Origin of the sequence: Granulicella sp. L60, assembly GCF_009765825.1 — a bacterium.
Taxonomy (GTDB): domain Bacteria; phylum Acidobacteriota; class Terriglobia; order Terriglobales; family Acidobacteriaceae; genus Edaphobacter.
The window spans coordinates 568,502-588,204 of the sequence record NZ_LMUR01000015.1; the positions used below are offsets into that span (position 1 = coordinate 568,502).

Genomic DNA, 19,703 nt, shown 5'->3' on the forward strand with positions numbered 1-19,703 from the left:
CGGACCTTGCCCCGGATACGACAGTTGCAGCAACTGCCCGCCACTGATCGTACTAGCGGTTCTCGCGGACTCTGAATCCACCCTCTCCGTCAGAACCGATGCAGGGCGGCAGCGATGAAAGCACGGGGCCTGGCGCAGGTTCTCGCGACGGCCGGACTTTTGCTCTTTGCAGCGCCCTTATCGGGTCAGCCTACTGTTCGCAATTTGACCGGAACCGTGCAGGATCGACATCATGAACCGCTAAAGGGCGCGATCGTGGAAATCGAAAACGAAGATACGAAAGGCGTCGTTTCATACATCACTGATAGAAACGGACGGTACAGCTTCAAACGTCTCGAGGGTGAAGCCGATTACCGTATCTGGTTCACCTATCGTGGCCACCGATCAAAGATCAGACAACTAAGCCAGTTCGACGGGCGCCACGATGCAACGATCAATCTGGTGATCAAAGAGTATTAGAACGGACTCTGCAGCAAGATGCCGGAGGGCCTACCCGTTCGGCATAAGGGCCTCGACGACCCATTCGAAGCGCCAAATGTCGGACTCCGCAGGAAACTGAGATGATAGATGCTGGATGCCACAGCATTATCTGAGACGACTTACCGGTCGGGAACGTACCCAAAGGGCCAATCGCCAGTTGGCACGCTATCTGGCGTTTGTGGCCGGAGCGGTGAACGCTGGAGGATTCCTCGCGGTGCGTCAGTACACCTCGCACATGTCGGGCATTGTTTCTGCGATGGCCGACAATGTCGCCGTCGGAAGCGCGAGGCTGGCATTTGCAGGTTTCGCGGCTGTTTTTGCGTTTCTGCTTGGAGCTGCCTGCACCGCCATTCTGGTGCGATGGGCTCGCAAACATGCACTGCAGAGCGAATATGCGCTTCCACTCATGGTGGAGGCGGGACTCCTGATTTCATTTGGCCTAACCGGGCGTTCGTTTGAGGGACGCCGGGTTCTCGGCACCGTGATATTGCTTTGCTTCACGATGGGGCTACAGAATGCGATCGTCACGAAGATTTCGGGTGCAGTCATCCGAACGACGCATTTAACCGGGATGGTCACTGATGTCGGTATAAAGCTCGGACGCATGGCATATGCGTTTGCAAATCGAGAGCCCCTGACAGCGGAGCTCGATATGACCAAACTGACACTCCTGACATCACTCATTGTCCTGTTTTTCGTCGGAGGCGTGGTCGGCGCTGTGGGCTACAAACACTTTGGATTTCTGTTTACGATTCCATTGGCAGTTCTATTGCTATTACTTGCTGCTATGCCCGTCATCGATGACCTGCGTGGCTATCGCGAGCCTGCGCGAGGCTGAAGTGGGCCGGAAGCTGTATTTGTGTCACCCGGCCCTAGAAGGAGAGCTGCTCCAGGACGTCAGGAGCGAGGATCAAAATCGAAGAACCTCGCATTTGAATAATACTTTCCTTCTTAAATCGCCCTAAATTGCGGGTCACAGTTTCTCGCGAACTGCCTACCAGGTTTGCCAGTTCTTCATGTGTAAGCGCCATGGTAAAGCGCATCTCGAACTTTCCACATGCGGCCGCGGTTTTGCCCCAATCCAGCAGAACCCTTGCAAGCCTGCCCGCTGAGGAGCCTGAGAGTGCCAGCCGGCGGGCATCGAAGAATGCTGCCTTATAGTCTTCCGAAAGAGCTTTGGCGGCGTGCAATCCCACTTCTTTGTGTTTTTCGAAGAATGCGAGGAATTCCTCTCTTCGGATCTTCTTGACCTGCGTAGGTTCAATTGTTTCTGCCGTCACTTCGTATGTGGCGCCGGATACTAGCGCTCCCAAACCAAGGACATCACCCGGCATAGCAATCTTCAGGATGAGAGTTTTTCCGTCTTTAGAAGTGCAGAACAGTTTGACGTGGCCGGTACAGAGCACGAAGACACTGCTGCTTTTGGCATTCTCCTCAAACAGAATCGCTCCCTTCGGAAGATTCGTCTCGGTGCCGATTGCCGCGTAGTCAGCAAGCGCTTTTTCGTCGAGATTGCAGAACATTCGCAATGCTCGATGTTCGCAGTTTGCACAGTCAAGTATGGGTCGATTAGGCATTCGTGCGCCTCAATCCGGTACGGGTAAATGCTGCCTTACTGTATAGATTACATTCGTTTGACCGGTGGCCAGCGGTAATCGGTGCCAGTCAAACGTGTCATAGGAGGTCAAACTTCCTGCCGGGTGGGTATTAAAACGCTTCACTCAGCGCAGCGGAAAAAGCGCATATGCTGGAAACAGATCTCTTGTCAGCGCATAAATTTCCATTCAGGAAGTCTCCCTGCAGGTCCATTTGATCGGCCATTGTTGCATAGTGCATGAGATGCCTGAACCTGGCTGTGTGTTCATTACATTACATAACTAATACGATGAATTAGATCTTTGGTCTGAGGAATCGCATGTAAGTGCGCTTTTTAGGGCCCGTTCAATGGGCGAAAAGGCGCATGCCTTCGATGGTAGCGGAAAGACTACTTGAAGAAATGCAGGCGCCAACAAGCGGACACCTTTGAGCTTACGGTCAATCGTGTACATCGCGGGCGCCGGCCCCGTTGGAATGGATGCAGCTGCGTCGGCTCGGATACTGGGGGCAGCACTTGTGATGGTTGGTGACATGAACGCAGAGCGGCTGTAGCACTGAAAAGGTAGGCTTCACTCCCGTCGATCTCACCAAGGGAGATAATCTAGGCGAACTGATCGCTTAGGTAGTAGGGAAGCCGGAGGTCGATGCGGCGGTCGATGCCGTCGGCTTCGAAGCGAGGGCGCAGGGCAAAGATGGAAAGGAAGCTCCGGCGACCGTGCTCAATTCCCTGATGTCGATCGTTCGTGCTGCGGGAGGAATTGGCATCCCTGGACGGTACGTGACGGAAGATCCCGGCGCTCCTGATGAAGCGGCAAAATCAGGTAGTCTCAAAATGAGATTTGGTCTTGGTTGGGCGAAATCTCATCGGTTCTTCACCGGTCAGACTCCAGTATTGAAGTACAACAGGCAGCTGATGCAGGCAATACTTTATGACCGCCTGCCCATCGCTGAAATCGTGAACGCTACAGTCATCCCACTCGCCGATGCGGCAAAGGGCTACAGCGACTTCGATTCTGGGGTGGCCAAAAAATTTGTAATGGATCCACATGGATTGCTGAAAGCAAATTAATGATACTTAGGTTCTAGAGGTCGCGGCTTGGCCTCCGCTGCCTCTAGGACAATTATCTATATCTGAAGCCGGCAAATTCCAATGGGTGCTGGAGAAGATGTCTAGATGCGCCCAACCAACAGAAAGAATACGCCGCCAACAATGAGGAGTGAGGCCACCAATGTAAGGGTGATGTACCACGCTGCGACGTTTTCGTTGCCGGGTTTCGGACGGGTGATGCCAACTCCCCAGATAAAGCCCTCGCTTATCGCCTGTGCTAGTGCTCTCATGATCTTTACCTCCGCCATTAGTATCGTGGGAACTAGCATCGCCCAATATGCAATTCTTGTCGGGAATGCTTGGTCGGCAAGAAGACGAGAGAAAATGCAGCTGAGATAATGGAAGTGCGCTGACTTGGCAACCAGCTGTGGCCGTCCGGGCCTGTTCTACTGTCGAATATGACGGCTCGAAGCGGGCGCTTCGGTCCTTGTCATATTGGGCGGAGGATGCAAACTTGGAAGGTTCGAATGGCACCCAAAGACGCCTCGAAGCGAACGGCAGGATCTCCGTTCTTCGAGATGGCGTTCTGGTGCCACTTTTACCCGACGTGAGCAGCATCCATTCGAAAAGTCCAGAAACCGGAATACTGATCGAGAGGCACACGGTACGTCGAGGGGAAGTTCCAACGCATGAGCATAAGGACCTTTGCATCCATCTTCAGCTCAGCGGCCCCGCCGAATTTGAATGGTGGTCGGGGGGCGACAATCGCAAGGTATCGACCGACTCCGGATCATTGATACTGATTTCGGAAGGAACAGCCGATCGACTGCGATGGGCCTCCCCATCAGAGCGGGTGATTCTTTCCGTCAAGGGACGCTGGCTCGAGGAATTTCTTCAAGAATCGACTGGCAAAAATGGAGTGCATTTCACGACTCATTGGGATCTTCGCGATGCGTCGCTGCAGTATCTCATCGCAGAGATGGGAATCCAGGCAACGGACGATTGGCCGCTCGGACGACTCTACGCTGACCTCGTTGAAGTAGGATTTGCATCTCATCTGATTCGCCGATATTCCTCAGACAAGATGAAGCTGCCAATTCTCAAGGGCGGGTTGAGCCTTGGACGAATACGTCGGGCCATGGAATTCATCACGGGACGCCTGGCGGATGATTTGCGACTAGAAGACATCGCTCGCGAACTTGATCAAAGCTCCTTCCATTTTGCCCACCAATTCCGAAGCAGTACCGGAAAAACACCCTATCAATATCTGCTGGACCAGCGCATGGATCGTGCTAAATCGCTGCTTAGGAATTCATCCTTTTCCGTACAAGCGGTCGCAGCAGCGACGGGATTCTCCTCGCCAGTGAATTTCATTCGGACTTTCCGGCAACGAATCGGTTGCACTCCTGGCGCATGGCGGGACGCAAATGGAGTTTCTCGTTCAAAGGTATTGGGTCCAAGCTCGATCTGATCGCCATCAACGTGGGGCCAGACCTCGATTTATAAGCGCTGTCCCTAACACGGACGGTCCAACACTTTAGCGAACCAGCTTCTGTTGATATCTGCCTAGCGTGGCTTTTTAAGCTGGGCATTAAGAACGGCATTGACGTAGCTCATATCCCGTATCAGATGACAAAGCGTGCGATCACCCCGTCCCAGCGAACAGAGTTCCCATACTTGCTCAGATACCAAGCGATGATTGGATCAAACAGCCGCTCTCGCTCGGTATCGTCTTGTACGGAACCGTAAGTCTTCTTGAAAGAATCCAAGGCTAGATACCGCAGCGAAACGCCGGTCGCGGCCAACTCCCGGTCTATTTCCTCTAACTGACCATCAGAGAGCGCAGCGTTCATATGGTGCAATTGTCTGTGAAATAAACCAATCCAGCGAAGTACTTGCATCGCTTTCAATCAAATATTGCGATCTAGCCATTCCAGAATGAGAGCAGCAGTCGCATCGCTGTTCTCTTCCATCATCAACATATGGCCGTTACCGCTTATCCCCTTGTCAGCGAGCCAAACGAAATCCCCTAAGGCCCCACAGGACACAAGCCATTCCGTCAGGTGCTTATCAACATGGAGGGGGTGCTCGAGGTCTTCACTGCCAGTCAGCACCATTACGGGCATCTTCGCGAGTAAATCGGTGTTTTCGACTCGCACCTGGGAGCAACGAACGTTCAAACGCTCATAGAGCAATCGCCAGCCGGTATATCCCAGACTCTTGGAATAACGGTCGATCTCATTCAAGGGGAATTTGCGGCTATTCCCGATCAGTTTGTCACGCACGAATTGTTCATCAGGCCTGATTGCCGGTTCATTCGGTAAAATCAATTGCCTGAATGGTGTCTGAAGGATCAGCCGTTCAGCATCTTCGAAAACAATTTCTGGTTCTGGTTGGATATTGCCCGGGGGTGCTGGAGCGGCGGCTACGACAGCAGCTATTTGATTTCGACACAGCTCGGCTAAACGCCACCCGAAAGCGCTACCCATCGAATGCGTCAAAAGGACAATTCGATCTGCTAGTCCCCGGATTAGCGAAGCCAAAGCATCGCAGACTTGGTTGCCAGTGAGAGTTTTGAGATCCACGCAGCCGCTTCTGCCATGACCCGGCCAATCAATCGCAACTACCTGATATCCCCGTTGAGCAAAATCATAAGCCCATCCCGGCGTTCCGTTTGCGGTGCGCAGATAGCAACTACCGTTGTGAGAGCCTCCATGGATCATGAGGACGGTTTCGCGACGGCAGTTGCTACCAATCGCCGGCATCAGTCGATCAAAATAGATTCCTAAAGGGCCGGCGAAAAAGTCGACTGTATGAGTGATTTTCACGTTCTTGTTGATTTGCTGCTAAATGTGCGCTGCTTCACGCAAAAGGGTGGCTACGCCATCTGTATCGTCCAGCATCGCATCGTGACCGGTCGCAATGGTCCGAGTAGTCCACGATTCATCTTTGACTAAGTTGGCATAAAACTGAGTGAATGGGTTGGGGCTCCAGTTTGTTGCCAAGACGTACATCTTGGTTTTTACTTTGAGATGATTTCCCTGAAGGCGAATCGCTTCGGCCATTGTGGCGAGTGGTTGAGGCGTCGATTTCGAGTCCACCATTGCCTGGTCGCGTGCATTGGCCAAAACAAAGGGTATGGGGCTGACCGCCAAACCACCGTGCTTGGCAGAATCTCTTATAGCTCCTACCTGCATTGGTTCAGGAGAAAGTGTCAGTACGGAATCTCCGTGCTTCGGGAACCACGCATCAAGGTAGACCAGCGAAGACAGTCTCTCCCAGAGCTTGTCCGCAACACCACTGATGACCATCCCGGCATAAGAGTGTCCACAAAGGACGACATCATCAAGATCTTCATATTCAATGAGACCCACAGCCTCCTGAATATGAGTTGAGAGGTTAATCCCAGAGTGAATCAGATGACTGCGCTCTGCCAGACCGGTCAGCGTTGGTGTATAGACATCGTGGCCTTCTTTCCGAAGAGCTTTCGCAACTCGTTTCCATATCCATCCACCCCGAAATCCCCCATGAATCAATACAAAATTCGCCATTATTTCTCCGTGTACAAATGCCTGTGCCGGGGTCACGCGCTTTTTCCGGCTAGGCGTTAACGATGCCGTTGAATATAAAACCGCAAGATCAGAAGAATATCCTGCAGCGCAATAGGACAGATCACAAGATCCCGCTATGCAATTAATATTCCTGCCTTACACCCTGAAGATGAGAACTTAGCGACGTCACCTTCAGGCTTTGTAGAAGCTCCGTCAGACTACGAGCAACGCCATAGCGTCGACGGAGACATGAGCTGCATCAGCCCCACAGGTATCAGACATCACGGCGCTAACCGCAGCAATGACAACCTCTGCATTTCTCTTGCTCATTCCTGCAATTGCATCGTCAACTGCGACCAGAGGCAGAACTGTCGCGGGTGGAGAGACGCCAGCTTTTGCTTGCCTACGACGTAGGGAGAATTCCTGCATGTTTGTTGCTCATTCCTGCGATACTTCCGAAAGTTGAATACAATTCGCACACGCGATGGGAAGATGGCTACCAGAGTTTAGCTAATTTAATTCTGTCCTGCCTCCTGTTCTAACGATCAATTGAATCATCTGGTCTCGGATAGGTATGGGACTTGGCGCGAGAAGGGATGACGGACAAGCGGTGTATTTGGATTTCGAGATGGATGGCTCTGTCAACAAGTAACTAATTCCTCTCGAAGAGTGCTTCGATCTCTCATCCTCCAGGGCACCAGCTTTTCCTGGTGCATGCCACCCGCCCAAGGAGCCGGATGACTGGAAAATCTCCACATCTCCTCCAGAGTTTTCGAGGCGGCACGGTCTAAAGTTGTTTTGATAGAGAACCAAATGAGCAGGGAACCGGCGAAACTCTTATGAAGCTCGTTGCATCTTCGCCCTGAGATGATTTTTAGTGTGGCGCGGTTGGGCTCAGCAGCCGATCCGATACCAACACATGATTTGCTGTTCAACGTCATCCCGTCAATGCCAGTTGAATCACCGAAGTTTGAAGGAGTTGGAGCGACTCATTGGAACTCCAGTGGTCGTAAATCTGTAACTCAGGAGTAGAGGCAAAGGTACCCATGGGAATCGACCGATCGCTGGAAATCTCATCAAAGTCTGTCTCGCGCATTTCTCTGGAGCTAAGGCTGCTTTTAGCAGACGTCTTTGCACTTTATCTGAAAACGAAGAACTTTCATTGGCACATGCGAGGTTCCCATTTTCGCGACTACCATTTGCTGCTGGATGAACAAGCCGACCAACTTTTCGCAATAACCGACGAGATCGCAGAACGGTCACGGAAGCTCGGTGGAACAACACTGAGATCGATCGGCGATATCGCTCGCAATCAGCGGATCAAGGATAACGAAAAAGAACAGGTTCCTCCCGAAATGATGTTGGCGGAGTTGCTTGCGGACAATCAAAGTCTGACAACATGGTTCCGTTGCGCTCACGTAATGTGCGAGGAATTTAGTGATGTTGCCACAGCCAGCCTCATAGAGAGCTGGATAGATCAAACAGAACGCAGGACCTGGTTTCTGGCAGAGACCATCGAGAGTGAATAGATTCGAGCGTTACCGCGGAAAGTAGCCGTCGGTAGCCGTTTCGATTAGACGGCCTCCTCATTGGGGAGGTGGAGTACAGGTAAAAGGAGAGACAATGAACAACGACACACAAAAGCTAGTGCCCCCTTTCACGCGGGAAACCGCCATTCTGAAGGTCCGGAAAGCTGAAGATAACTGGAACACCCGGATCGCCCAGCACGTTGCGTTAGGCTATACCGAAGACAGCGCGTGGCGTAACCGTGCAGAGTTTATCAACGGCCGCGAAGAGATCGTTCGTTTCCTGCTCCGCAAATGGCAGCGTGAGCTGGACTACCGGCTGATCAAAGAACTCTGGGCCTTCGATGGCGACCATATTGCGGTTCGCTTTGCCTATGAGTTTCACGATGACTCTGGGCAGTGGTACCGCGCGTACGGAAACGAGAACTGGGCTTTCAACGCCGAGGGCATTATGCATCATCGTTATGCGTGCATCAACGATATGCGCATCGACGAGAAAGACCGGCTTTATCATTGGCCGATAGGGCGTCGCCCCGACGATCACCCCGGATTGAGTGATCTAGGGCTCTAGTCAGATGCGGATGGGTGCGAACAGTAATGTCGTGATCGATGCGCGCAGCCGCATAGAAGCGTCAGGGCCGTCGCATCCCGTATCTAACTGTAAACCGTGTTCCAGCAAAGGTGGTATTCCCATGCACATCCAATCCGTGGTGCGGGACGAGTCGGAACTTCACTGCCGACAGATATCTTCGTATTGCAGATGCCGATCGACAAAGGCTCGCGATGTCGTATATATAGTTGATACTGACTTCCAGACCCGCCAGGCTGTTTCCAATCTAAGTAGCCTTATCGATCTGGAAGTGGTGTCTTTCGATTCGCCACAACAATTTTTGGCATACACAAGGGAAGACGAGTCATCATGCCTCATTCTCGAGTTGTGCCGACATGACCAAGAGAAGTTTCATCTCCAATGTCGTCTGGCCGCTGAAGCATTTCCTCCCGTGATCTTTACCTGCGGTCATGGAGATGTGTCCTCAGCCGTACGAGCGCTTAAGTCGGGCGCGATTGAAGTGTTGACGACTCCGATCAACTCTATCGATTTGGCGGAAGCACTGCTTACGGCATTCGCTCTGGATCGACGACAGAGACGTGAAAGGGCCAAGCAGGACGAGCTACGGAAGCGGCACGCGCTTTTAACGCCGCGAGAACGCGAGGTGTTGCCGCTTGTCGTCGAAGGGCTGATGAACAAACAAGCCGCGGACGTTCTTGGCATCTCAGAGACGACGCTGCAGATTCACCGAAGTCAGGTGATGAGAAAGATGAAGGCAGAATCCGTCCCAAAGCTTATCAGGATGGCTGCGGCTCTTGAGATCCCTTTGTGGAGGGATTCTGACACAGATGATGTTAAAGATTATCCAGATCTTCACGTCATGACAATGCTGCGGCGACGCTCGGCATAAGGGTTCGGTAGATCGCCGGCATCATCATCTTGTGGGTTTCAAGCACTTTATTCGTGACTTCAAAAAGCGGAGTTCTCTGCGTGGATGACGTCCGCTCGTCCGAGATGGGATAGCAATTGCATTGCAGGTGCAAAGGGGTATTGAGAGGCGACAAACGGTGAACACGCCGTCACTGAAACGGGTGAGATCGTCAGCGCCCCTAGCAAGAAAGATCATCGGGAACGCGGGGAGCACGTAGGAGAGGGCACAGTCCGCTAGCGCCTGTTCTCTATTTGGGCTGGGCAGGAAACGGGACAGGAGCCTAACTAAAGACCTAAAGTGCAACAATCTACCAAAGTCCAATCTACTTAGGCCGTTTATGCCTGTGGAGCCCTCCGGTCGGTTGGGCTTATTTCAAGGATGACTGAAAGCCAGACGACAAAGCGTGAGTTTGTTGAAGTCTATGTCTTTGCAATCTCCAGATCTAACTCGTGAACTTCGGCAAGGAGCTTTGAGACCATAGGAGAAGATAGAAATGCGGCTTTAAGCGGATGTTCAACCCCTATGGAATCTGCCAAGGCGAAGACACCGTCCACGGCAGCCTCACGGTGACTTCGTTCCAAATCTTCTTCTCCAGTACTGGCAAATATTCGCGCCGCAGTCGCGTGTACGCGCCAAGCAGATACAGGGACATCATGTTTCTCGATCCCGTGGATCGCAGTTGCAATGGAATCCTTGGCCGAAGATAAATCGCCTGCGGACAGGGCGATACGGGCTAGGACTTCAAGCGCAAGGGTGCGAAGCGTGAAGTCCTTAGTTTCTAAAGAATGAGTCAAGTAACGGGACGCCTCGAAACGTGCTTTTTCCAAATCACCGGTGGAGAGCCAGAACTCGGCGAGCGCTGCATAAAGAGACAAGCGGAAACGCCAGTCAAAAATGATTGGACGACGATCCATTTCATCTTGTGCCTTCATCAGCGCCGCTAAACCACGGTCGTAGTTGCCGAGTGCCGTGTGCGCCGATCCGGACAGGAGGTGACTCATGCGCACTAGATAGCTTCCGCCAAATTCATGATTGATGTGTTCCATTGGCTCACTTGTCGCGAGTACCTCTTCGAAGTCCATCGCATGGAAGTGGATCCATGCCCGGTTGAGCCGCATCATCTTTACATATGTGTAGTCCCCGTTCTTCGCAGCGGTGTCGATTGAAGTATCGAGTGCTGCCAACGCCTGGCCCCACTCGCCGCAGAAGAAAAGGGCCCGAGGTAAATAGAATTGAGCTTTTTGATAGTCGATGCTCAGATAAGGATTTTGGTCGCCCATTGCTTCTGACAGCGCATTCAACCCTTCAGAAATGAATTCGTATGCTTCTCTGTACTCGGACGATGCCCACTGAACTATTCCGTATTGAATTGTCTGCGGAGCCAGAGCGATCCGGTTGATGTTCACGCGAAGCTCCTGAAATTTCCGCTTGAAGAGATTAACCCGAAGCGAATCCCACCCGTCTGCCCACACAACCAGAAACTCATAGGTAATCTCCAATTGTGCCCGGATGAGGGGATCCTGGATCGTTGCAATGACTTCAGACGCACGTTCTGCAATTTTCATGCAGCGCTTCATGTCTTCACTCCAGAGGCATGTAGCCAAATTCAAGAGCGCACGCGCGCTTATCTCAACACGCCCAAAGGCAGTAGCCCTTTCAGATAGTTGCTCGTAGATCTCGGTGCATCGAGGATCGAAGGAGGCAACACAGATCGTCGCCAGCCGCTCTAGAATTTGTAGTTCGATGTCAGGTCGTTCCGTCGCTGAGATTCGGTCGACCAGACCAAGCGCGCGTGTCAGGAGCGCGATGGCTTCGCGGTGTGCATATCGGCGCTCAGAGTTCTCTGCGGCCAGGCTCAGGAACTTTACCGTACGAGTCCAGTCTGAAGCGTGTTCAAAGTGAAGTGCGATCTCTGCTGCCACTTCTTCCTGACGGCCCCTATGAAGCGTTTCCAGTTGAATACCAATTTGGTGGTGTCGCGCTGACTTTCGTCCCGAAGACTGTCTCTCATAGAGAACATCCCGATAGAGCACATGCACGAATTGGTAGCAAGGCAGAATGGAGCCGTCGGCCAACTGGCGGCCCTGCGCGACTGAAAGGATCTGATTTCGGGTCGAAAGATCGTGACAGATATCTTCCACCTCTTGAGAGGTATGGTCCGTGGCAAGGGCGATAACCGCCGGGGAAAACACGACCCCCTCCACGCTCGCTACGTCGAGAATCCGTCGTTCTTCCGTTCCGAGATTATCTAGTTGTGCTTCCAGAATGCGCTTCAGGCTTTGGGGTATGTCCAAAGCGAGCCGGTCAAACGGTATGCTCAGCTGGAGCCGTCCCTCCGTACTCACCAATAGACCCTGTTCAAAACTATGCTCAAGAGCCGCTACCATGAACAGAGGGTTACCTTCCGACCGGCGATAGAGCAGTGTCGCCAGATCAGTTCGGACATCTGGCTGGGGTGCCATTATGCTCAGGTATTCGTCGACGTCTGACTGGGTTAATGCCGGTAGACCGATCTCACTGCATAGACGATGCGAGAGCAACTCTTCTTTCAGCACCGTGATCGGATTGCCATTGAGAAATGCATCCAATGGACGAAACGTCCCAATGATAAGAAGCTTGGCCGGCCTATGTCTCCGAGCAAACTCGGAGAGAACATCGACTGTAGCGCGATCTACCCATTGAAGATCGTCCAATACGAGGATGAGGAGTCGGGATTCTGCCACCGTCTCCAAAGCGTCGATAACCTCGCGTAACATCCTTCCGCTCGTTGCCCCTCGGACGTCGACGTCCAGGGCCTCACGCTCGTCCCGCGTAAGGATGTCCGAGAACTGCACGATGCAAGTCGGTGCCTTCGACTTGAAGATCTGGACAACCGGCTCTCCTTCCGCCCTGCACAAGTCGCCAATTGCCTTCAGTACCGGAAAGTACGGTTCCTCAACTCCATATCCTTCAATGCATTGGCCCCACGTAACGTAAGGAGATTGGGTATTCGAGGCCCGCCGGAGAAACTCTCGGCACAAAGCCGTTTTTCCGATACCAGCTTCTCCGGTGATGAATACTAGTTGTCGCTTTCCATTCAGCGCTGCACGATAGCACTGATGTAGTTTCGAGAATGCTGAATCTCGTCCCACTAATCGCAGGTTGAACGAGTCGAGCGCTTGTCGTGACTCAGCCGCCGCGGTAGTTTCTACCGTGGCGATGAAGCGATAACCTCTGCGCGATACGGTTTCTATGAATTTCGGCTTCCTGGCGTTGTCACCGAGCGCAGCTCTTACATCTCGAATGTGACTGGATAATACCTCGGGTTGGACAAACGTATCCGACCACACCTGTTCCATCAATTCGTTGTGCGCAACCAATCTGCCAGCGTGTTCGACAAGATACCGCAAAACAGAGAATGCCTTTGGCGGTAGATGTATTCGCACTTCTTTGCCTGAAGACTGCTGCCTCATCAATAGGGATTGGTCAGCCGTATCGAGCCTAAATATCGAGAATTTGTACATTGGACGTTCCTAACGAAAAGCAGCTTCGATTAAATGTGGGGATGTAATCTCTGCATAGGGAACGAGGACTGGATAGCAAACCTATACGGTGAAACATGGTGAACTGTTTGCCTAAAAACGCCTTTCTGCCACTGACCGCTCCTGACTCATCTCTCAATGGTCGGGTTGGTAGAGGTTGGAATATTATGAAATGTGCGAGCTGACGCGGGTCGAGAGCGAGAGCCATCAGCCGAAATACGGTTGGCGAAAAACCTGGTGCGGTATTTTGTTTCGCTCTCATCTCACTATCTTCACGGGACTCGCACCAAAAGCTCAAGGGCTTGATAGAGGATTGGTGCTAAAGGTGGTGCATTCTTGCTGCTATCTTTAGGAAGGAGTCATGGAGCTATGGCGAGACGGGACCCATCACGAGACTCCACGGTTGGAAAGAGTGACGAAGGTGTAGCCTTGCACCCTTCCGAGCAAACCAACAGCAGGCGCCTGTTTGTCAGGGTCGGCGACCGAACGGTCCCATTGTTCGATGAACGGCCCATATTGGATAGTCGCCAATCTCCCTGGCACGGACTGATCCTCGAGAAATACCACCACCGAGGATGCGAAATTCCGGTTCATGACCACGATACTCTCTGTTTGCATTTGCAAACCGGCGGACAGGTGGAGATGGAGTGGTTTTGTTCTGGAAAGTCCGGGATGGTGCGCTCAGTACCCGGGAGCATGATGCTCTTGCCTGCGGGTACCCGAGATTCCGTTATCTGGCATGGGGCGACGCAAAGAATCGTCGCTGGAATCGAACCTGCACTGCTGAAGGACGCGGCAGAGCAAATGGGAATCAAGGGTCTGTGCGATTTCAGTCTCCGTTGGGGATTTCGGGATGAGCGCCTCGAATTGTTGCTCACTGAAATGAATCTGGAGATGAGGTCGGGTTGGGCAATGGGCGCCTTGTACGGGGACCTCGTAAGCATGGCACTCTCGGTGGCGCTCATCCGTCGATATGGCGAGCTTTCGAATCACATTCCCGAGAGGAAGGGAGGTTTATCTCGGTCACACCTCAATCATGTTCTCGCATATATCGAGGAAAACCTGGAAAGTGAACTCAGGCTGGAAGAGTTGGCTCAACTCAATTCGCTCAGCCGCTTCCACTTCGCACGATCGTTTCGGGAGTCACTTGGAGAAACACCTTATCAATACATACTGCGAAAGAGGATGCAACGTGCGAAACGTCTTCTTCTTTCGCCGAATTCAACGGCCGCAGAGGTTGCAAAGAAAACTGGTTTCTCAGATGCCAGTCAATTCATAAGGATGTTTAGGAAGGCCACGGGTGTTACTCCTCGTGCATGGCAGAGAGGCTTGTGAAGGGTAGCCTGGTGAAGAATACGAGGGCATCGTGTTGGCTGAACGCAGATCTCCATCCATCTTCTTATTCCGTGGGTTCGCCTTTTACGTAGCCAATGAAGCCTAATGGAAACCCGTTATAAGCTACTTCCTCACATCTAGCGGGAATACCTTATTGTGTCCACCTCGCTCAGGCAGCTACTGTACCTAAGAAATGTTTGTAGCGGAGGCGAGGCATGGCAAGTGTGAAGGAAAGCAAGACTACTGATGGGTTTGGGGAGTTCGTATATTCCAAGACCCCGGGCTATGACGAACTCACGGTGAGGGCAGCGTTCAAGCATGCGGTGCCTCTCAAAACAATAGCTATCTATTGTTATGATCCGCGAGCAGCCGAGATACCGTTCGTGCTGGCTAAAACCTTGCCTGGTGAGGTTTATCCAGGAGATGTCGTGTATGACAAAGATGGGAAGAAAGTTGGAGGCACCGCAACCATTTTTTCCGGTGGTCGTCGCGGGTGGTCGCGCTATTGACGCTCTACGTTCAATCACGATCGGACAGCATCTTTTTGGTGTGACTAACATCGTCGTAGTGCATCATACGAATTGCGGCACGAGCAGCTTTACGGCACATGGCCTCATCGATGCCTTCAAGACAGAGGAGGGCAAAGACCTTTCGACTGTGTACGAACAGGAGAGTCTGGCCATTGGTAATCTGAGAGAAACTCTCGAGCACGATGTAAAACTGCTCCGTTCGTCCCCCGGGGTCCCGAAAGAGGTCAACATCTACGGTTATCTGTTTGACATCGATACGGATGAGTTTACTTCGGTTGTTTCGGATCCGGCCGGCGGCCGGTGAAGGTGTGACTTGAGTTCACTGGTTTCAGTAAACGTAGGTCTTCCTCGCGACGTCGAGTGGCAGGGGAAGATTGTGTGTACAGGTATTTGGAAACGCCCCGTCGCCGGCAGGATTATTGCGCGGCGTCTCAATCTGGACGGAGACGGGCAGGGTGACCTCGAAGGGCACGGCGGGGAGCACCGCGCCGTCATGGTCTATCAACTGGACTCATATCGCTACTGGGAGAAGTTCCTCCAGCGCAGTGGGCTTGAATATGGCCAGTTCGGAGAAAACTTCACTGTCGACGGCCTGGCGGATAACGAGGTCTGTATTGGTGATCATTACCGGATAGGCGGAGCTCTCTTTGAAGTAACACAACCGCGGGTCACTTGCTATCGTGTCGGCATCAGAATGAACGATCCGCAGATGCCCTCACTTCTCGTATCGCACAAAAGGCCCGGCTTCTACTTTCGCGTGCTTGAGGAAGGCGAGGTTGGTGCCGGGGATGAAATTGTCAGAGTCGCGGAAGGACCAGAACGGGTCAGTATCGAGGAGATCGATGGTCTGCTTTACCTGCCGGGGCACCCGCTGGAGTCTCTACGACGCGCTTTGCGTGTGCCTGCACTGAGCTTTGGTTGGAAACAATCGCTCGAAGCCCTGGCCGAGGCCGGAAAGCAACAAGAGCCATATGGTAATGCCGGGCTCGCTCCGTCGTCTACGCCGGCGCCGGCGTGGTCTGGTTTTCGGCCTCTTCGCGTTGCGAATATCCAGCGTGAAAGCGTTGACGTGCTCTCGTTTGTTTTCGAGTCTGAGGACCATAGTCCTCTACTGTCTGCCATCCCTGGCCAGTTCCTGGCACTTAGGTTACCGGTCGACAGCCATACCGCTCCACTGGTACGCAACTACTCGATATCTAACTTTGAAGATGTGGGCAGATATCGCATCAGTGTTAAACGCGCCGCTGGTTCTGGCAGTCACTATCTTCACGACCAGGTGAAGAGCGGGGACATCATTCACGTGAGTGCGCCACGAGGAGAATTTGCCGTTGCCCCAGGAGCGAACCCTGTCGTCTTGATTAGTGCAGGCATTGGGGTAACGCCAGTGCTCGCAATGCTGCACTCGCTTGCGGCGTCGCAGAGCGGCAAAACGCGGGAGGTCTGGTGGTGCTACGGCACTCGAAATGGTGAAGAGCATCCATTTGCCTCTGAAGTGAAGGGATTACTCGAGGGATTTTCCCGGAGCCACTCTTTTGTTGCCTACAGCAGGCCAGCTGATGACGATCGGGGCTACGATGCTTCAGGCCATCTGAACCTTTCAGCATTGCAACGGTTAGGGATTCCTGAAGAAGCAGATTTTTATCTCTGCGGGCCGGCCGCTTTTCTCGCCGATTTTATTGCGGACTTGAATACGTGGGGAGTACCTGGAACCCGTATTCATTCAGAGACTTTCGGCGCTGGGGCGGCATTGACTCCAGGTATCGCAAGTAAGCCATCCCTTTCGCCACATCCGCCCAAAGGGAGCGCCGGTATCGGCCCGCTTGTCTCCTTCACACGAAGCAGTTTGGTTGCACCCTGGGACTCTCGATACGGGAATCTACTTGAATTTGCTGAAGCATGCGACGTTCCTGTGAGGTGGTCGTGCCGGGTGGGTGTTTGTCATACTTGCGAGTCCGGACTCATAGACGGAAAAGTCCGCTATATACCTGAACCGCTGGACCAGCCAGCGAGTGGAGATGTTTTGATTTGCTGCTCATCCCCACTCACGGCGATTGAATTGGATCTTTAGAATCCTGGGTCGGCATTTTCCAGTTTCCGGGGCGACAGCCTACGACGCATTGTGAGCCATGATCTCCACTGCTTCGGTTGTCGTCAGAACAGCGTGAGCAAGGTAGGCATAGTTGATCAGCGCTGCAGTATAGCCGTATCCCCATTCAGGATGCTTCGGTGCCGCGGTGGCATCCTTCACGACAGCCACTTCAAATCCCTGTTCCAGCAATTCCCGAAGGTGAGATTCAACACACATATTCGCAAGCATTCCGCCCAGAATGATTTTGCTGATCCGATATTTCCGCAATTGAAGAACAAGGTCGTTGGTTTCCGGGCCCCAAACACGATGCGGCGAAACCACAACGGTCTTACCGTCCTCGATGTATGGCTTATACCGTTCCAACCAGTCTGCGCCTGAACCTCTCAACCCATCGATACTTAGTCTGCCCTTTCTTGCGAACATATTCTCGGTCGCCTCGTCAGTTTCAAGCGGGCCATTAAACTTCCAGCCTTTATCTTCGGGGAAGAAGTAGTGGGGAGAGATAAAGACCTCATAGCCATGTGCCTTCGCAGCTTTGAAGATTCGCTCGATATTCTCGACGGTGTTGTTTTCCTTGAGGCTTTCGTGGAGCAGGGGCCATGCAAGACCTTTTTCACTCAGAACATCATTCTGTGGGTCGATGATTACGACTGCCGTGTCGGATTTATGTAGGGTCAAGCCGGGAGCCGTGCCCTTGTGCTGAGGTTTTTCGGTTTGGATCTCGCCGTCTTGCGCGGTGAGACTAGACGAGAGAAGTGCAGCAGCGGAGGCGCTTGCAGTCGTCAAGAACTGGCGGCGGGATGTGTTCAACAGATCGTTCAATTCCATGGTTTTTCCCTGTTGTGTGAAGGTTTAGGTACTTACGGTTTGGTTTTTCTCACTCTTTGGTTTCTCGCTCTGTTCCTGCCGTAACGCCTTGTTTTCTGCTTCCAAAGCGGTGACCTTTTCCTCGAGCTCATGCACGGCCGCATGAATCTCCTCAGCGGTATAGCGAGGAATAATATGCTGCTGGCAGTTCCAGTCAAATGCTTCAATGTGAATCACGAAGACTCTTTCGATGTGGGCCTTATACCCAGGCACTTCCACCCGATTCAGCCATTCAGCAGCATCCTTGCCCTCGAAGACTTCTCCGTGTCCCAGGATCTTAAGGCGCGCCTGCCGAGGATAATCAACGAAGATCATAGCAACCCTGTTATCTGTGAGCAGGTTCCCTGTAGTGATGTACTGTTTGTTTCCAGAGAAATCAGCGAATGCAAGAGTGTGGGTATCGATGACCTTTAAGAAGCCTGGCGGCCCGCCTCGGTGTTGCACGTAGGGCCAACCTGAGGAGCTGATGGTTGCCCAGTAAAAGCTGTCTCGCCCGGAGAGAAACTGGGTTTCAAACTTTGTGAGATGCTCTTGCCCCGAACTCGAATTCACCATCCTCTCGTATTGGCGTCGACTGCCGTGACGCTCTTGAAGTTTCTTGACGATGGGTGTGAAAAGAATTGAACCGATAGGCATGCGCTCTCACAGTAATCATGTGTGTGGACGCCACAGAACATGTCGTCCACACACATGGGCAATTAGGCGTTCTTTTCAAAGAACTCCAAGATGTGATTTGCAATCTCCTCACCGTGAGTCTCGAGTGCGAAATGTCCCGCTTCGAGAATATGGGTTTCAACTTTGGGAAGATCACGCTTGTAGGGAACGGCACCCTCGGGCGGGAAGATGAAATCTTTCTTACCCCAGGTGATGAGCATCGGCGGTTGATATTTGCGGAAGAACTCCTGAAACTGCGGATAAAGCGGCACGTTCGTCCGGTAGTCGTACAACATGTCCAACTGAATATCGGCGTTTCCGGGGCGATCCATCCCGAGCTGGTCGAGCGTATAGGTAGTTGGGTCCACCAGAGTCTTGTCGGAGACGCCGTTTTCATACTGCCATTTGGTCGCGTCCGGTTGGGTCAGATAGTCCAGTGCCGCGCGATTTTCGGTGGTCGCCTCGCCCCAATACTTCTTAATCGGATCCCAGAACTCGCGAAGCCCTTCTTCGTAGGCATTGCCGTTCTGGACAATCAGGCCCGAAACCTTCTCAGGGTGACGAATGGCCAGGCGGTATCCGATGGGTGCGCCGTAATCCATCACGTACATTGCGTACTTTTCGAGCCCGAGCTTCTTGGTCAGCTCCTCAACAAGGTTCGTCATATTTTCGAACGTATATGCGAAGCTCTTGCGATCTGGCATGCTGCTGAATCCGTAGCCCGGGTAGTCGGGAGCGATAATACGGAACTTCCCGGCAAGCCGAGGAATCAGGTTGCGGAACATGTTTGACGACGTCGGAAAGCCATGCAGCAACAGGAGGACAGGTGCGTCCTTCGCGCCTGCTTCGCGGTAGAAAAGATCGATATCTCCAATGCGAATTGTGTTGTAGTGCACGGTCGACGCTGACTCGGATGCGTTGGTCTTAGCGGTCATGATGTATTCCTTAAACCTCGTGTAGGCGAGACGAAATGCCAGCCCCGCCAAAACAATAAACAAAACTACGACGCTTGCCTATAGTGTCTT

At 52.6% G+C, this 19,703-nt stretch carries 19 protein-coding genes and 2 pseudogenes; 11 read left to right on the forward strand and 10 right to left on the reverse strand.

Annotated features, from left to right (window positions below):
• Positions 1-114 precede the first annotated feature (114 nt).
• Positions 115-459, forward strand: coding sequence for a carboxypeptidase-like regulatory domain-containing protein (locus GSQ82_RS09590; protein WP_158792031.1), 345 nt, complete (start codon positions 115-117; stop codon positions 457-459).
• A 115-nt stretch (positions 460-574) separates the two neighbouring features.
• A pseudogene (locus GSQ82_RS09595) lies at positions 575-1,291 on the forward strand (YoaK family protein); the annotation flags it as partial.
• A 61-nt stretch (positions 1,292-1,352) separates the two neighbouring features.
• Here GSQ82_RS09595 and GSQ82_RS09600 read toward each other — a convergent pair.
• Complete coding sequence (locus GSQ82_RS09600) at positions 1,353-2,003, reverse strand: Crp/Fnr family transcriptional regulator (protein WP_158792033.1); 651 nt, start codon at positions 2,001-2,003, stop codon at positions 1,353-1,355.
• A gap of 511 nt (positions 2,004-2,514) precedes the next feature.
• On the opposite strand from GSQ82_RS09600, the pseudogene GSQ82_RS25690 reads away from it, so the two are divergent.
• Positions 2,515-3,145 (forward strand): annotated as a pseudogene (locus tag GSQ82_RS25690) (glutathione-independent formaldehyde dehydrogenase); the annotation flags it as partial.
• Positions 3,146-3,246: 101 nt separating this feature from the next.
• Here GSQ82_RS25690 and GSQ82_RS09610 read toward each other — a convergent pair.
• Positions 3,247-3,414: a hypothetical protein gene (locus tag GSQ82_RS09610; protein ID WP_158792034.1), complete on the reverse strand. Its 168-nt coding sequence runs from the start codon at positions 3,412-3,414 to the stop codon at positions 3,247-3,249.
• Positions 3,415-3,638: 224 nt separating this feature from the next.
• Between GSQ82_RS09610 and GSQ82_RS09615 the strand changes: the two genes are divergently transcribed.
• The gene (locus GSQ82_RS09615; protein WP_158792035.1) at positions 3,639-4,595 is read left to right on the forward strand and encodes a helix-turn-helix domain-containing protein; all 957 of its coding nucleotides are present in this window, start codon (positions 3,639-3,641) and stop codon (positions 4,593-4,595) included.
• 154 nt (positions 4,596-4,749) lie between these two features.
• Here GSQ82_RS09615 and GSQ82_RS09620 read toward each other — a convergent pair whose 3' ends face one another.
• The 3 genes from GSQ82_RS09620 to GSQ82_RS09630 are packed head-to-tail and all read right to left on the reverse strand — an operon-like array spanning position 4,750 to position 6,675.
• The gene (locus GSQ82_RS09620) at positions 4,750-5,025 is read right to left on the reverse strand and encodes a hypothetical protein (RefSeq protein WP_158792036.1); all 276 of its coding nucleotides are present in this window, start codon (positions 5,023-5,025) and stop codon (positions 4,750-4,752) included.
• 9 nt (positions 5,026-5,034) lie between these two features.
• A complete protein-coding gene (locus GSQ82_RS09625; protein ID WP_158792037.1) occupies positions 5,035-5,952 on the reverse strand; it encodes an alpha/beta fold hydrolase in 918 nt (305 codons plus the stop codon).
• 18 nt (positions 5,953-5,970) lie between these two features.
• Entirely contained in the window at positions 5,971-6,675 is a 705-nt protein-coding gene (locus tag GSQ82_RS09630; protein WP_158792038.1) for an alpha/beta fold hydrolase, read from the reverse strand.
• 1,046 nt (positions 6,676-7,721) lie between these two features.
• Here GSQ82_RS09630 and GSQ82_RS09635 point away from each other — a divergent pair.
• The 3 genes from GSQ82_RS09635 to GSQ82_RS09645 all read left to right on the forward strand — a co-directional run bounded on the left by GSQ82_RS09635 (position 7,722) and on the right by GSQ82_RS09645 (position 9,661).
• Complete coding sequence (locus GSQ82_RS09635; RefSeq protein WP_158792039.1) at positions 7,722-8,204, forward strand: Dps family protein; 483 nt, start codon at positions 7,722-7,724, stop codon at positions 8,202-8,204.
• Between the two features lie 94 nt (positions 8,205-8,298).
• Entirely contained in the window at positions 8,299-8,772 is a 474-nt protein-coding gene (locus GSQ82_RS09640; protein WP_158792040.1) for a nuclear transport factor 2 family protein, read from the forward strand.
• Positions 8,773-8,893: 121 nt separating this feature from the next.
• Entirely contained in the window at positions 8,894-9,661 is a 768-nt protein-coding gene (locus GSQ82_RS09645) for a response regulator transcription factor (protein WP_158792041.1), read from the forward strand.
• Between the two features lie 440 nt (positions 9,662-10,101).
• On the opposite strand, the gene GSQ82_RS09650 is transcribed toward GSQ82_RS09645, so the two are convergent.
• Positions 10,102-13,185 (reverse strand): AAA family ATPase, encoded by a 3,084-nt coding sequence (locus tag GSQ82_RS09650; protein WP_158792042.1) that lies wholly within the window; start codon positions 13,183-13,185, stop codon positions 10,102-10,104.
• Positions 13,186-13,815: 630 nt separating this feature from the next.
• Between GSQ82_RS09650 and GSQ82_RS09655 the strand changes: the two genes are divergently transcribed.
• The 3 genes from GSQ82_RS09655 to GSQ82_RS24720 all read left to right on the forward strand — a co-directional run bounded on the left by GSQ82_RS09655 (position 13,816) and on the right by GSQ82_RS24720 (position 15,372).
• Entirely contained in the window at positions 13,816-14,538 is a 723-nt protein-coding gene (locus GSQ82_RS09655) for an AraC family transcriptional regulator (protein WP_158792043.1), read from the forward strand.
• 215 nt (positions 14,539-14,753) lie between these two features.
• A complete protein-coding gene (locus GSQ82_RS24715; protein ID WP_216847055.1) occupies positions 14,754-15,047 on the forward strand; it encodes a hypothetical protein in 294 nt (97 codons plus the stop codon).
• Complete coding sequence (locus GSQ82_RS24720; protein ID WP_216847056.1) at positions 14,971-15,372, forward strand: hypothetical protein; 402 nt, start codon at positions 14,971-14,973, stop codon at positions 15,370-15,372. The genes GSQ82_RS24715 and GSQ82_RS24720 overlap by 77 nt, the downstream gene beginning before the upstream one ends.
• Positions 15,373-15,396: 24 nt before the next feature.
• Here GSQ82_RS24720 and GSQ82_RS25075 read toward each other — a convergent pair whose 3' ends face one another.
• Entirely contained in the window at positions 15,397-15,573 is a 177-nt protein-coding gene (locus tag GSQ82_RS25075) for a hypothetical protein (protein WP_254061542.1), read from the reverse strand.
• Here GSQ82_RS25075 and GSQ82_RS09665 point away from each other — a divergent pair.
• Positions 15,562-17,136 (forward strand): MOSC and FAD-binding oxidoreductase domain-containing protein, encoded by a 1,575-nt coding sequence (locus tag GSQ82_RS09665; protein WP_254061543.1) that lies wholly within the window; start codon positions 15,562-15,564, stop codon positions 17,134-17,136. The two genes, GSQ82_RS25075 and GSQ82_RS09665, sit on opposite strands and share 12 nt — an antisense overlap.
• A 39-nt stretch (positions 17,137-17,175) precedes the next feature.
• Here GSQ82_RS09665 and GSQ82_RS09670 read toward each other — a convergent pair whose 3' ends face one another.
• The 3 genes from GSQ82_RS09670 to GSQ82_RS09680 all read right to left on the reverse strand — a co-directional run bounded on the left by GSQ82_RS09670 (position 17,176) and on the right by GSQ82_RS09680 (position 19,613).
• Positions 17,176-17,985 carry a cysteine hydrolase gene (locus GSQ82_RS09670; protein WP_158792045.1) on the reverse strand — a complete coding sequence of 270 codons (810 nt, stop codon included), beginning with the start codon at positions 17,983-17,985 and terminating at the stop codon, positions 17,176-17,178.
• 24 nt (positions 17,986-18,009) lie between these two features.
• A complete protein-coding gene (locus tag GSQ82_RS09675) occupies positions 18,010-18,660 on the reverse strand; it encodes a pyridoxamine 5'-phosphate oxidase family protein (RefSeq protein ID WP_158792046.1) in 651 nt (216 codons plus the stop codon).
• A 62-nt stretch (positions 18,661-18,722) separates the two neighbouring features.
• A complete protein-coding gene (locus tag GSQ82_RS09680) occupies positions 18,723-19,613 on the reverse strand; it encodes an alpha/beta fold hydrolase (RefSeq protein WP_158792047.1) in 891 nt (296 codons plus the stop codon).
• Between the last annotated feature and the right edge of the window lie 90 nt (positions 19,614-19,703).

Bases quoted from the DNA above. Each gene is read 5' to 3' on its own strand.
- GSQ82_RS09590 (WP_158792031.1), top strand. From the start codon at position 115: ATGAAAGCACGGGGCCTGGCGCAGGTTCTCGCGACGGCCGGACTTTTG.
- GSQ82_RS09600 (WP_158792033.1), bottom strand. From the start codon at position 2,003: ATGTTCTGCAATCTCGACGAAAAAGCGCTTGCTGACTACGCGGCAATC.
- GSQ82_RS09610 (WP_158792034.1), bottom strand. From the start codon at position 3,414: ATGAGAGCACTAGCACAGGCGATAAGCGAGGGCTTTATCTGGGGAGTT.
- GSQ82_RS09620 (WP_158792036.1), bottom strand. From the start codon at position 5,025: ATGCAAGTACTTCGCTGGATTGGTTTATTTCACAGACAATTGCACCAT.
- GSQ82_RS09630 (WP_158792038.1), bottom strand. From the start codon at position 6,675: ATGGCGAATTTTGTATTGATTCATGGGGGATTTCGGGGTGGATGGATA.
- GSQ82_RS09635 (WP_158792039.1), top strand. From the start codon at position 7,722: ATGGGAATCGACCGATCGCTGGAAATCTCATCAAAGTCTGTCTCGCGC.
- GSQ82_RS09640 (WP_158792040.1), top strand. From the start codon at position 8,299: ATGAACAACGACACACAAAAGCTAGTGCCCCCTTTCACGCGGGAAACC.
- GSQ82_RS09645 (WP_158792041.1), top strand. From the start codon at position 8,894: ATGCACATCCAATCCGTGGTGCGGGACGAGTCGGAACTTCACTGCCGA.
- GSQ82_RS09650 (WP_158792042.1), bottom strand. From the start codon at position 13,185: ATGTACAAATTCTCGATATTTAGGCTCGATACGGCTGACCAATCCCTA.
- GSQ82_RS24715 (WP_216847055.1), top strand. From the start codon at position 14,754: ATGGCAAGTGTGAAGGAAAGCAAGACTACTGATGGGTTTGGGGAGTTC.
- GSQ82_RS24720 (WP_216847056.1), top strand. From the start codon at position 14,971: ATGACAAAGATGGGAAGAAAGTTGGAGGCACCGCAACCATTTTTTCCG.
- GSQ82_RS09665 (WP_254061543.1), top strand. From the start codon at position 15,562: ATGGTCTATCAACTGGACTCATATCGCTACTGGGAGAAGTTCCTCCAG.
- GSQ82_RS09670 (WP_158792045.1), bottom strand. From the start codon at position 17,985: ATGGAATTGAACGATCTGTTGAACACATCCCGCCGCCAGTTCTTGACG.
- GSQ82_RS09675 (WP_158792046.1), bottom strand. From the start codon at position 18,660: ATGCCTATCGGTTCAATTCTTTTCACACCCATCGTCAAGAAACTTCAA.
- GSQ82_RS09680 (WP_158792047.1), bottom strand. From the start codon at position 19,613: ATGACCGCTAAGACCAACGCATCCGAGTCAGCGTCGACCGTGCACTAC.